Genomic DNA, 12281 nt, shown 5'->3' with positions numbered 1-12281 from the left:
GGGCTGTACTGGCCCTTGGTCAGGCCGTAGATCCGGTTGTTGAACAGCAGGATCTTGAGGTTCACATTGCGGCGCAGGGCGTGGATCAGATGGTTGCCGCCGATGGACAGCGCGTCGCCGTCCCCGGTCACCACCCACACGCTCAGATCGGGCCGGGTCACGGCGAGGCCGGTGGCGATCGCCGGGGCGCGGCCGTGGATGGAGTGCATTCCGTACGTGTTCATGTAGTACGGGAAGCGCGAGGAGCAGCCGATCCCGGAGATGAAGACGATGTTCTCCCGCGCCACGCCGACCTCGGGCATGAAGCCCTGCACGGCAGCGAGGATCGCGTAGTCACCGCACCCCGGGCACCAGCGCACCTCCTGGTCGGACTTGAAGTCACGGGCGAGCAGGTCAGCCGGCATGGATCTCCTCCTTCAGGACCGAGGCGAGCTGCTCCGCCTTGAAGGGCATGCCGCTCACCTGGGTGTGGCTGCGTACGTCGACGAGGTACCGGGCACGCAGCAGGGCCGCGAGCTGGCCGAGGTTCATCTCGGGCACCACGACCCGCTCGTAGCGCCCGAGGACCTCGCCGAGATTGCGCGGGAACGGGCTGAGATGGCGCAGATGCGCCTGCGCGATCCGCTCCCCGGCGGTGCGCAGCCGGCGCACCGCCGCGGTGATCGGCCCGTAGGTCGAACCCCAGCCGAGCACCAGGGTCCTGGCGCCGTGCGGGTCGTCGACCTCGATGTCCGGCACCCAGATGCCGTCGATCTTCCGCTGCCGGGTGCGGACCATGAAGTCGTGGTTGGCCGGGTCGTAGGAGATGTTGCCCGTGCCGTCCTGCTTCTCGATGCCGCCGACGCGGTGTTCGAGACCCGGGGTGCCCGGGATCGCCCAGGGGCGGGCCAGGGTCAGCGGGTCGCGCTTGTACGGCCAGAAGACCTCGGTGCCGTCCTGAAGCGTGTGGTTGGGTCCGTCGGCGAAGTGCACCCGCAGATCGGGGAGTTCGTGCAGCTCGGGGATCCGCCACGGCTCGGCGCCGTTGGCCAGGTAGCCGTCGCTGAGCAGATAGACCGGGGTGCGGTAGGTCAGCGCGATCCGGACCGCCTCCATCGCCGCGTCGAAGCAGTCGGCGGGTGTCTGCGGCGCCACGATCGGCACCGGCGCCTCGCCGTTGCGGCCGTACATCGTCTGCAGCAGGTCGGCCTGCTCCGTCTTGGTCGGCAGGCCGGTCGACGGGCCGCCGCGCTGGATGTCGACGATGACCATGGGCAGTTCCAGGGCGACGGCGAGGCCGATCGTCTCGCTCTTGAGCGCCATCCCGGGCCCCGAGTTGGAGGTCACCGCCAGCGAGCCGCCGAAGGCCGCGCCGAGCGCCGCGCCCGCCGCCGCGATCTCGTCCTCCGCCTGGAAGGTCCGCACCCCGAAGTTCTTGTGCCGGCTCAGCTCGTGCAGGATGTCGGAGGCCGGGGTGATGGGGTACGAGCCCAGGAACAGCGGCAGGTCCGCCTGCTGGGCGGCGGTGAGCAGACCGTAGGACAGGGCGAGGTTGCCGGAGATGTTGCGGTAGGTGCCGGACGGGAAGGTGTTCGCCGCCGGGGCGATCTCGTAGGAGACCGCGAAGTCCTCCGTCGTCTCACCGAAGTTCCAACCCGCCTTGAACGCGACGATGTTGGCGGCCGCGATCTCCGGCTTCTTCGCGAACTTCGCCCTCAGGAACTTCTCCGTGCCCTCGGTGGGCCGGTGGTACATCCACGACAGCAGGCCGAGCGCGAACATGTTCTTGGCGCGCTGGGCCTCCTTGCGGGTCAGCCCGAACTCCTTCAGCGCCTCGACGGTGAGGCTGGTCAGCGGCACCGGGTGCAGCCGGTAGCCCTGGAGCGAGTCGTCGTCCAGCGGGGAGGTCTCGTACCCGGCCTTGGCCAGCGCGCGGGAGTCGAACTCGTCGCTGTTGACGAGGAGTTCACCGCCGGAGCGCAGGTCGGCCAGGTTCGTCCTGAGCGCTGCCGGGTTCATCGCCACCAGCACGTCCACGGCGTCGCCGGGCGTGAGGATGTCGTGGTCCGCGAAGTGCAGCTGGAAGGAGGAGACGCCGCCCAGGGTGCCGGCGGGGGCACGGATCTCGGCGGGGAAGTTCGGCAGGGTCGACAAGTCGTTGCCGAACGACGCGGTCTCCGACGTGAATCGGTCACCCGTCAGCTGCATGCCGTCTCCGGAGTCGCCCGCGAACCGGATGACCACACGGGACAGTCGCTCGGTCCGCGAGGAAGCGTCCGAGGCCGCCGGTGGATGGATGCTGGGGTGAGGAGCTGCAGTCACCGAGCCTCTACCTCTCTCTCGGGGGGTGCCCACGGCGGTTGCAGTGTCGGCAGGTCTCCTTGAGTGGTGGTCAAGAAGCGGTGCACCTGGGAAGGTTGTGTCAACCGACGTACCTCGGCCACGGGCGGCACTTCCGCCCCGGACGCTCCACCGCCGCTTGAGCGTGCGCCCCGACCATCGCCGCATGACCCGACGCGCAGTGATCACAGGGCTGGGTGTGGTCGCCCCCGGTGGCATCGGCACGAAGGACTACTGGGCGCTGCTCACCGGCGGCCGGGCCGCGACCCGGCACATCACCTTCTTCGACGCCTCCACCTACCGCTCCCGGGTCGCCGCCGAGGTCGACTTCGACCCCGCGGCCGCGGGACTCGGCGTCCGGGAGATCCACCGCATGGACCGCTCGGCGCAGTTCGCCGTGGTCAGCGCCTGGGAGGCGGTCGCCGACAGCGGCCTCGCGCTCGGCGGCCTCGATCCGCTGCGCACCGGCGTCAGCATCGGCTGCGCGGTCGGCGCGGCCACCAGCCTGGATCAGGCCTATCCGCTGCTCAGTGACGAGGGCCGCGACTGGCGCACCGACACCACCTATGCCGTACCGCAGTTGTACGACTACATGGTGCCGAGCGCGCTCGCCCGCGAGGTCGCCTGGACCGTCGCCGCGCAGGGCCCGGTCGCGATGGTCTCCACCGGCTGCACCTCGGGGCTCGACGCCCTCGGCCACGCCGCCGGGATCATCGCGGAAGGGTCGGCCGACGTGATGCTCAGCGGCGCGGCCGAGGCTCCCGTGTGCGCCATCACCGCGGCCTCCTTCGACGCCATCAAGGCCACCACGCCGTACGAGGGCGACGACCCCTCCGAGGCCTGCCGGCCCTTCGACCTCACCCGCGACGGATTCGTACTCGGGGAGGGCGGCGCCATCCTCGTCCTGGAGGAGAAGGAGCACGCCCGCCGCCGCGGCGCGCACGTCTACGCCGAGATCGCCGGATTCGCCACCCGCGGCAACGCCTACCACATGACCGGGCTGCGCCCCGACGGCACCGAGCTCGCCGCCGCCGTCTCAGCCGCCCTGGACGAGGCGGAACTGCCTGCCGACGCCGTCGACTACGTCAACGCGCACGGCTCCGGGACCCGGCAGAACGACGTCCACGAGACCAACGCGCTGAAGATCAGCCTCGGCACGCACGCCTACGACGTACCGGTCAGCTCCATCAAGTCGATGATCGGCCACTCGCTGGGCGCGATCGGCTCCCTGGAAGCGGCCGCCTGCGCCCTGGCCCTGGAGCACGGCGCCATCCCGCCGACCGCGAACCTTCACACCCCGGACCCGGAATGCGATCTCGACTACGTACCCTTGACCGCGCGGGCTCAGCCCCTCAAAACGGTACTCAGCGTGGGCAGTGGTTTCGGGGGCCTGCAGAGCGCCCTCGTCCTGAGGAAGCCCGAATGACCTCCGACCCCTCCGCCGCACCGCCCGCCCGGGTGCGCGCGGCCGTCACCGGACTCGGCGTCGTCGCCCCCAACGGCGTCGGCACCCGCGCCTGGTGGCAGGCGACCCTGCACGGCGTCAGCGCCCTGCGCCCCGCCCGCGACGCGCCCGTCAACCGCACCCCGGTCGCCGGTGAGATCACCTCCTTCGTGGCCGAACAGCACGTGCCCAGCAGGCTGTTGCCGCAGACCGCCCGCTTCACCCGGCTCGCGCTCGCCGCCGCGGCCGAGGCCCTGGACGACGCCGCCGTCGACCCCGCCGCGCTGGAGGAGTACGGCACCGGCGTGTTCACCGCCAGCTCGGCCGGCGGCTACGAGTTCGGGCAGCACGAGATGAGCGCCCTGTGGCGCACCGGCAGCGACAGCGTCAGCGCCTACCAGTCCTTCGCCTGGTTCTACGCCGCCTGCACCGGCCAGGTCTCCATCCGGCACGGACTGCGCGGCGCCAGCGGCACCCTCGTCACCGAACAGTGCGGGGGACTCGACGCGGTGGGCCAGGCCCGGCGCCGGCTCGGCGACGGCACCCGGGTACTGCTCGCCGGTGGCTCGGACGCGGGGCTGTGCCCGCTGGGCTGGGCGGGCCATCTCGCCACCGGACAGGTCAGCCCGCTGGGCCGGCCGGCCCGCGCCTACCTGCCCTTCCACCCCGAGGCCTCCGGCTACGTCCCCGGCGAGGGCGCCGCCTACGTCGTACTGGAGGAACGTGTCGCCGCCGAGGAGCGAGGCGCGGAGGTGCTCGGCGAGGTCGCCGGGTACGCCGCCGCCTTCGACCCGCCGACCGGACCCGGCAACCTCGCCCTCGCGGCCGGGCTCGCCCTCGCCGACGCCGGACTGAGAGCCGACGACATCGACGCCGTCTTCGCCGACGCCTCCGGGGTGCCCGCGCTGGACGAGGCCGAGGCCGAGGTGATCGGCGACCTCTTCGGGCCGTACGGCGTCCCGGTCGCCGTGCCGAAGACGATGACCGGAAGGATCGGCGCGGGCGGCTCCGCGCTCGACCTGGTGGCGGCGCTGCTGGCGCTGCGCGACGGGGTGCTGCCGCCGGCGGTGCATGTGGACCGGCCCAAGGACGGCTGGCACCTCGACCTGGTCACCGGCGCCCCACGCCCGGTCGATCTGCGTGCCGCGCTGGTCCTGGCCCGGGGCCACGGCGGGTTCAACTCGGCTGCGGTGGTGGTGAGGTGACGATCCAGAAGGCCGTACCCGGCGCCTGGGCCGGTGCGTTGGACAGCGGTGACCCCAAGGGCCGAAAGGGTCCCGGCCGTACCGCGCTGGTGAACGGCGCGACCGGCGGCATCGGACGGGCCGTCGCCGAACGCCTCGCCGATGAGGACTTCGACCTGTTCGTCTGCGCGCGGGACGCCGACGCGGTCGCCGAGACCGTCGCCGTGCTGCGCGCCAAGGGCGTGAAAGCGGACGGCCTCGCCGTCGACGTACGCGAGCCCGAGGCGGCCGGCGAGCTCGTCGGGGCCGCCGTCGCCTGCCACGGGCGGCTCGACGTCCTCGTCAACAACGCGGGCCGCAGCGGCGGCGGAGCCACCGCCGAACTCACCGACGAACTCTGGCTCGACATCATCGAGACCAACCTCAACAGCGTCTTCCGCGTCACCCGCGAGATGCTCCGCCGGGGCGGTGCCGTCGACCGCGGCTGGGGCCGGATCGTCAACATCGCCTCCACCGCCGGGAGACAGGGCGCCGCCCCCGGCACCCCCTGCTCCGCCTCCAAGCACGCCGTGGTCGGCTTCACCAAGGCCCTCGGCCTGGAACTCGCCGCCACCGGCGTCACCGTCAACGCGGTGTGTCCCGGCCACCAGGGCTACGCCGACGCGGTCGCCGGAATGGTCGGCCACCTGGCCGGCGACGCCGCCGCGGCCGTGACAGCCGAGGCGATCAATGTCTGCGGCGGCTTCGAAAGTTACTGACCTGAGAGCCTGTGTCACATCCCCGGCCAGGCGCCCGCCGCCTGGCACGCACTCCCCCAGAGGGGGGACCCCCAGCCGCGTTGCCGAACCACCCACGTGGCTCCGCCACGAGGGCGCTCCGGCGCCTTGCGATCGCACGCACCAGACGACGTGCGCTGATCCGGCCGGGGATGTGACACAGGCTCTCACCGACACCGAGGGGACCGACCGGCATGCCGAACACCGTCCACACCACCCGGATCGCGGCGCCAGCGCCGGCCGTCCACGCGCTCATCGCCGATGTGACCGTCTGGCCGCTGATGTTCGAGCCGAACATCCACACCGAGTACGTCGAGGGCGGGCCGTGCACGGAGGGCCGGGAACGCGTCCGCATCTGGGCGTTCGCCGGCTCGGAGATCCGCAGCTGGACCTCCGAGCGGATGCTCGACCCGCATGCGCTGACCGTCGACTTCCGCCAGGACGAGCCGGCCGCGCCCCTGGCGTCGATGAGCGGACGCTGGCTCGCCAAGGACATCGGCGGCGGTGAGACGCTCCTCGAACTCCACCACGAGTTCGAGGCCTTCACCGACGAGCACTTCGTGCTGCACGCCCTCCACCAGAACAGCCCGGCCGAGCTGGCTGGGGTGCGGATCGCCGCCGAGAACCCGAGGACGCCGTACACCTTCGAGGACCGGCTGCGTATCGAGGCGCCGCCGGAGGTCGTGTACGGCTTCCTCAACGAGGCCGACCGCTGGCCCGAACGGCTGCCGCACGTGGCGTCGCTGGACCTCACAGAGCAGACCCCGGGCATCCAGCGGATGGTGATGGAGACCCGCACCCCCGACGGAACGCTGCACCCCAGCGAGTCGGTACGGGTGTGCAGGCCCGAGGTCGGCAGCATCGCGTACAAGCAGATCCGTACCCCCACGGTCCTGGTGGCCCACACCGGGGAGTGGCGGCTGATACCGCTGCCCGACGGCACGACGCTGGCCACGTCCCGGCACAGCGTGATCCTCGCGGACCCGAAGGCCCGAGAGGCCGTGCGCAACACCCTGGGGGCGAACAGCAGGGCGACGCTGCGGAGGGCGAAGGAGTTCGCGGAGACGCGACGGTCCTAGGGAGCGCCGACGGCACCCCCGGAAAGGCTGACGGCACCCCCGGAAAGGGGGTGCGCACCGGTCAGCGCGGGTGCGTCGCGCCGTCCGTCAGCAGCGCCTCGCCCGTCGTGCACCGGGACCGGACCGTCGTCAGCACCGCCTGCGCCACGGTGTCCGTGGGTCCGGGTGCCACGCTGTGCACACGGACCCCGGGACCGGTCACCGTCGCCAGCAGCCGGGTCAGGTCGTTCACGGCGCACGAGAGGGAACTCCCGGCCGGCCGCAGGTCCGCCGCCGGCGACACATTGACCACGCACCCGTCGCCGCCCGCCCGCAGATACGGCATCGCGGCCACGCACAGCTGCCAGGTCCCGATGACGCCGAGGTCGAAGATCTCCCTTTGCACCTTCGCGTTCGCGGCCTCGAAGTCCGGGTGCGGCACGATCGGGGCGGCCCCGGCCGAGTTCACCAGCACGTCCAGCCGGCCGTACCGCTCGACGGTCGCCGCGACCAGCGCCTCGGCCTGCTCGCGGACCGCGATGTCGGCGGCGAAGCAGATCACGTCGGGCAGCTCGGCCGCGAGCCTCGTGCCTGCCCGAGGGCCCGGCACGCGGTTCACGACCACCCGCATGCCCTCGGCCGCGAGCCGTCGTGCCACGGCCGCGACGATCCCCGAGGCGGACCCCGTCACCAGGGCGACCGGCGCGTCGGACCACGCATCAGCCATCCGAACCCCTTCCTCTCGTCCCCCACGTGAACGCCCGCATGGTCTGCCCCGATGGTCGAGTGCGTCTCGACGCACGGGTGAGCACCCCCTGCCAGGCTCCGCCCCCAGGTACGCGCACCGGCGCCCGGTGCGGGCTTAAGTCCAGCTCCACCGGCGCTCCAGCTCCGCGACGCACTCTGTCGCCCACGCGTTCCGAGAACGGGCTGAACAAGCCTCTTGACGACCTGTGAGGAGCGTCAATGGACCGCTTTCCACCTCCACTCCGGGAACGGACGGCCGAACTCCATGAACTGCGCGAGTCGGTGCACCGCGGTCCCTCGGAGCGGGCGACCCAGGCACAGCACGCCAAGGGGAAGCTGACCGCACGCGAACGGATCGACCTGCTCTTCGACAAGGGCACCTTCACCGAGACCGAGGGACTGCGCCGGCACCGCGCCACCGGCTTCGGCCTGGAGGCCCGCCGCCCGCACACCGACGGCGTGATCACCGGCTGGGGCCGGGTCAACGGCCGTACCGCCTTCGTCTACGCCCATGACTTCCGGATCTTCGGCGGAGCCCTCGGCGAGGCGCACGCCCAGAAGATCCACAAGCTGATGGACCTCGCCACGGCGGCCGGCGCCCCGGTGATCGGCCTGTGCGACGGCGCCGGCGCCCGGATCCAGGAGGGCGTCACCGCGCTCGCCGGATACGGCGGCATCTTCTCCCGCAACGTGCGCAACTCCGGGGTCATCCCGCAGATCAGCGTCATCATGGGCCCCTGCGCGGGCGGCGCGGCCTACTCGCCGGCGCTCACCGACTTCGTGTTCATGGTGCGCGGTACCTCGCAGATGTTCATCACGGGCCCTGACGTCGTCCAGGCGGTCACCGGCGAGGAGATCACCATGGACGGGCTCGGCGGCGCCGACCCGCACTCCACCGCCTCCGGCGTGGCCCACGCGGTCTTCGACGACGAGGAGGAGTGCCTGGAGAACGTCCGCTTCCTGCTCTCCCTGCTGCCCGCCAACAACCGCGAACTCGCCCCCGTCGTCGCCGAGTCCGACCCCGTCGACCGGCGCACCGAGGCGCTGCTGGACATGGTCCCGGCAGACCCGCGCGCCTCCTACGACGTCCGGGACGTCATCGAGGAGATCGTCGACGACGGGTTCCTCTTCGAGGTGCACGAGCACTGGGCGCGCAACGTGGTCTGCGCGCTGGTCCGGATGGGCGGCGACGTCACCGGTGTCATCGCCAACCAGCCCATGGTGCAGGCCGGTGCGCTCGACATCGCGGCCTCCGAGAAGGCGGCGCGGTTCGTGCGGTTCTGCGACTCCTTCAACATCCCGCTGGTCACGCTGGTGGACGTGCCCGGGTTCCTGCCCGGCGTCGACCAGGAGCACGGCGGCATCATCCGGCACGGCGCGAAGCTGCTGTACGCGTACTGCGACGCGACCGTCCCGAGGGTCCAGCTGATCATGCGCAAGGCGTACGGCGGCGCGTACATCGTCATGGACTCCCGGTCCATCGGCTGTGACGTCTCCTTCGCCTGGCCGGTCAACGAGATCGCGGTGATGGGCGCGGAGGGCGCGGCGAACGTCGTCTTCCGGCGCGAGATCGCGGCCTCGGACGATCCGCAGGCGACGCGCGAGCAGTTGGTGAAGGAGTACCGCTCGGAGCTGATGCACCCCTACTACGCCGCCGAGCGCGGCCTGGTGGACGACGTCATCGACCCCGCGGAGACCCGGGCCCGGCTGATCGACGCGCTGCGCACGCTGCGCCGCAAGCACGCCGACCGCCCGTCCCGCAAGCACGGGAACCAGCCCCAGTGAGCGCGGCGGACTCCGAGGAACGGGTGATACGAGTGCTCCGAGGCGAACCGACACCGGAGGAACTCTCCGCCGTGCTCACGGTGTTGCTGGCGCTGTCCGGCCGCCGGGAGGCGTCGGCGGAGGTGGAGCCCCTGCCGGTCCAGCCGCCGGCGGTGGCCTGGACGCAGAACGGCGGAGGGGGGACGAGTTGGGCGGCGCCGGGGTACCCGTACTGGGCGGCGGTGTCATGAGCGGATCCGCCACGAAGCTCAGGACCGAGCTCACCGAGGTGGCCGACGGGGTCTATGCCCACCTCCAGCCCGACGGGGGCTGGTGTCTGAGCAACGCGGGCGTGGTCGCCGGTCCCGAGGGCCTGGTCCTCGTCGACACGGCGGCCACGGCCGCGCGGGCGGCGGCGCTGCGGGAGGCCGTACAGGGTCTTGGCCGGGGTCCGGTCCGGGTTCTGGTCAACACCCACCACCACGGTGACCACACCCATGGCAACGGCGCGTTCGAGGGCGCGACGGTGGTGGCGCACGCCCGCACCAGGGCCGAGATGGCCCGCAACGGCCTGGCCCTCACGGGGGTCTGGCCGGACGTGGCGTGGGGGGAGCTGTCGGTACGCCTTCCGGACCTCACCTTCACGGACGAGCTGACCCTCCACCAGGGCGACCGCGAGATCCGGCTGCTCCATCTGGGCCCGGCCCACACCAACGACGACGTGGTGGCGTGGCTCCCCGAGGAACGGGTCCTGTTCGCCGGGGACGTCGCGATGGCGGGCAGTTCCCCGTTCGTCCTGATGGGCTCGGTCTCGGGCTCGCTGGCGACTCTTGCGCGGCTGCGCGCCCTCAGGCCCCGCACGGTGGTCTGCGGCCACGGTCCGGTGCGGGGCCCGGAGGTCCTGGACGAGACGGAGGAGTACCTGCGCTGGATCCAGCGGGTCGCGGCGGAGGGCCGAGCGCAACGCCTGACCCCGCTGGTGGCGGCCAGGGAAGCGGGCAAGGGCGCCTTCAGCCATCTCACCGAGTTCGAACGCATCGTGGGCAACCTCCACCGCGCCTACGCCGAACTCGACGAACGCGAAGCGATAGCCTCCGGCCGCACGGTGGACGTGGCGGAGGCGTTCGGCGAGATGATCACATACAACGACGGCAGACTCCCGAGCTGCCACGCCTGACGCGGGCTCAGTCCTCGGCCAGGTCGGGCAGCAGTCCGCACATCGCCTCGCGCTCGGCGGGGCCGAAGACCTGGCCGAGGGCCTCCATGACCGTCGCGGCGAGCGGGCCCGAGGCCTCGGTCAGCAGGTCGCGGGCCTTGGCGGTGAGGGCGACCTCGACCCCGCGCTTGTCGCCGCAGACCGACTGACGGGTGACGAGCCCGGCGTGCTGGAGACAGGCGATCTGGTACGTCAGCCGGGTCTTCGGGCGGCCCAGCAGCTCCGCGATCCGGCTCATCCGCAGGCCCGTGCGGGGCTGCTCGGCCAGCAGGCACAGGATCAGGAACTCGTCGTGGGAGACATCGAGGGTCTCCTTGACCACGGAGCGCAGCCGCTGCTCCACGGCTGCCGTCGCGGCCAGCATCCGCATCCAGGAGCGCAGCTCGGCCGGGAGCAGGCTGTCGCCGGAGGCGGTGGGGCATCCGAGCTGGTCGGTGGGGGTCTCCTGCGGGTCGGCCATGAATTCGAGTCTACCTGTTGTCCAATTTTGGAGCAGTGGGTTGTTCAAATTTGGAGCGTCGGCTAGGGTGAGGTCATCCAAATTTGAAGTACCCCGAACGCTCATCGACAGGAGAACGACCATGACCGTCGCCGTTGAGACCGGCCTGTGGCAGCTCGACCCCGCCGCCACCACGGTGGCCCTCAAGCACCGGACGATGTGGGGTCTGGTCACCGTGAAGGGCACCTTCACGGCCGTCGCGGGCCAGGGCGAGGTACGGCCCGACGGATCCGCCGTCGGCACCGTCACCCTGGACGCGTCCTCCCTGGACACCAAGCACACCAAGCGCGACGAGCATCTGCGCTCCGCCGACTTCCTCGACGTCGCGAACCACCCCGAGCTCACCTTCGCGGTACGCGGCGCCGAACTGCGCGGCGGCGACAGCGTCCATGTCGACGGCCGGCTCACCGTCCGCGGCATCAGCAGGCCGCAGACCGTCACCGCCCGCCTGGTCGGCTCGGACGCCACGTCCGTCACCCTGGAGGCCGAATTCGCCGTGGACCGCGCCCAGTTCGGCATGACCTGGAACCAGCTCGGCATGATGCGCGGCGCGGCCACGGTCACCGCCACCCTCCGCTTCACCCGCAAGGACGCCTGAGCGGTACCCTCACCCCGAGCGGCCTGATGCGGTCGCGGTCCGTGTCGCTGTTGGGCCGAACGGGTGACATGGCGTAAGAATTGGCTGGTGCAGGCAATGAGTACCAGTCAGTTCGGGGGGAGCCGGTGAACCGCTACGACGTCACCGATGAGCAGTGGGAAGGGCTCGCCCAGGTCGTACCCCTGCGCGGCCGGGACGCATGGCCGTCCGCGGTGGACCATCGCTCGCTGCCCGAGGCGGAGACGGAGCCGCGCCGCCGCTTCGTCGTCCTGCGGGTCAACGTCTTCGGCGACGCGAGGGAGGTCGCCGAGACGCTGATGGCCGGCATCCCGGTCCTCCTCGACCTGACCGGCGCGGAGACCGAGGTCGCCAAGCGCGTCCTCGACTTCAGCACCGGCGTCGTCTTCGGCCTGTCGAGCGGGATGCACCGGGTCGACCGCAATGTGTTCCTGCTGACCCCGCACGGCACCGAGGTGAGCGGGATCATGGAGGGCGCGGGCGTGCCGGAGGCGTGAGCCCGGGGGAGGCCGTCGGTCCCTCGATCGTAGGAAGGTCCCGGCGACGGAACGGTTCACCGACCGCCGGAGTCCTACGGTCCGCATATGGCCGTGCCTTCCGTGTCCCCGACGACTCCTGGCGTGCCCGGATCCTCTACGCCCGCCCCGGCGTCTCGCGT

Annotated in this window: 13 protein-coding genes; 9 read left to right on the top strand and 4 right to left on the bottom strand. The window is 71.7% G+C overall.

All coding sequences use genetic code 11. The annotated features are described in order from the left end of the window. Both H4N64_RS42830 and H4N64_RS42825 read right to left on the bottom strand, forming a co-directional pair. A partial coding sequence (locus H4N64_RS42830; protein WP_260860356.1) for a thiamine pyrophosphate-dependent enzyme occupies positions 1–404 on the bottom strand: 404 nt, incomplete at its 3' end. Then, complete coding sequence (locus tag H4N64_RS42825; protein ID WP_336246962.1) at positions 394–2277, bottom strand: 2-oxoacid:acceptor oxidoreductase subunit alpha; 1884 nt, start codon at positions 2275–2277, stop codon at positions 394–396. The genes H4N64_RS42830 and H4N64_RS42825, both read right to left, overlap by 11 nt. A gap of 208 nt (positions 2278–2485) precedes the next feature. Between H4N64_RS42825 and H4N64_RS42820 the strand changes: the two genes are divergently transcribed. The 4 genes from H4N64_RS42820 (at position 2486) to H4N64_RS42805 (ending at position 6802) form a co-directional block, all read left to right on the top strand. Beyond that, entirely contained in the window at positions 2486–3745 is a 1260-nt protein-coding gene (locus H4N64_RS42820) for a beta-ketoacyl-[acyl-carrier-protein] synthase family protein (RefSeq protein ID WP_186288038.1), read from the top strand. After that, positions 3742–4968, top strand: coding sequence for a beta-ketoacyl synthase N-terminal-like domain-containing protein (locus H4N64_RS42815; protein WP_186288037.1), 1227 nt, complete (start codon positions 3742–3744; stop codon positions 4966–4968). The genes H4N64_RS42820 and H4N64_RS42815 overlap by 4 nt, the downstream gene beginning before the upstream one ends. Then, entirely contained in the window at positions 4965–5705 is a 741-nt protein-coding gene (locus H4N64_RS42810; RefSeq protein WP_186288036.1) for an SDR family NAD(P)-dependent oxidoreductase, read from the top strand. The genes H4N64_RS42815 and H4N64_RS42810 overlap by 4 nt, the downstream gene beginning before the upstream one ends. 212 nt (positions 5706–5917) lie before the next feature. Next, a complete protein-coding gene (locus H4N64_RS42805; protein ID WP_186288035.1) occupies positions 5918–6802 on the top strand; it encodes an aromatase/cyclase in 885 nt (294 codons plus the stop codon). 61 nt (positions 6803–6863) lie between these two features. On the opposite strand, the gene H4N64_RS42800 is transcribed toward H4N64_RS42805, so the two are convergent. Beyond that, positions 6864–7508, bottom strand: coding sequence for an SDR family NAD(P)-dependent oxidoreductase (locus tag H4N64_RS42800; protein WP_186288034.1), 645 nt, complete (start codon positions 7506–7508; stop codon positions 6864–6866). 239 nt (positions 7509–7747) lie between these two features. Between H4N64_RS42800 and H4N64_RS42795 the strand changes: the two genes are divergently transcribed. From H4N64_RS42795 to H4N64_RS42785, 3 genes are read left to right on the top strand one after another with little or no spacing between them, the layout of a single operon-like run. After that, a complete protein-coding gene (locus H4N64_RS42795) occupies positions 7748–9313 on the top strand; it encodes an acyl-CoA carboxylase subunit beta (protein ID WP_186288033.1) in 1566 nt (521 codons plus the stop codon). Between the two features lie 32 nt (positions 9314–9345). Beyond that, positions 9346–9543 carry an acyl-CoA carboxylase epsilon subunit gene (locus H4N64_RS42790; protein WP_186288032.1) on the top strand — a complete coding sequence of 66 codons (198 nt, stop codon included), beginning with the start codon at positions 9346–9348 and terminating at the stop codon, positions 9541–9543. Beyond that, positions 9540–10469, top strand: coding sequence for an MBL fold metallo-hydrolase (locus tag H4N64_RS42785; protein WP_186288031.1), 930 nt, complete (start codon positions 9540–9542; stop codon positions 10467–10469). The genes H4N64_RS42790 and H4N64_RS42785 overlap by 4 nt, the downstream gene beginning before the upstream one ends. 7 nt (positions 10470–10476) lie before the next feature. Here H4N64_RS42785 and H4N64_RS42780 read toward each other — a convergent pair whose 3' ends face one another. Further along, positions 10477–10968, bottom strand: a complete 492-nt coding sequence (locus H4N64_RS42780) for a MarR family winged helix-turn-helix transcriptional regulator (RefSeq protein ID WP_186288030.1) — start codon at positions 10966–10968, stop codon at positions 10477–10479. 121 nt (positions 10969–11089) lie between these two features. On the opposite strand from H4N64_RS42780, the gene H4N64_RS42775 reads away from it, so the two are divergent. Together H4N64_RS42775 and H4N64_RS42770 are read left to right on the top strand one after the other, a co-directional pair. Further along, a complete protein-coding gene (locus H4N64_RS42775) occupies positions 11090–11605 on the top strand; it encodes a YceI family protein (protein ID WP_186288029.1) in 516 nt (171 codons plus the stop codon). Positions 11606–11730: 125 nt separating this feature from the next. Continuing rightward, positions 11731–12120 carry a cell division protein SepF gene (locus tag H4N64_RS42770; RefSeq protein ID WP_186288028.1) on the top strand — a complete coding sequence of 130 codons (390 nt, stop codon included), beginning with the start codon at positions 11731–11733 and terminating at the stop codon, positions 12118–12120. Positions 12121–12281 lie beyond the last annotated feature (161 nt).

Source organism: Streptomyces cupreus, from assembly GCF_014257025.1.
GTDB lineage: Bacteria > Actinomycetota > Actinomycetes > Streptomycetales > Streptomycetaceae > Streptomyces > Streptomyces cupreus.
This window is presented reverse-complemented; position numbering and strand designations above follow the sequence as displayed.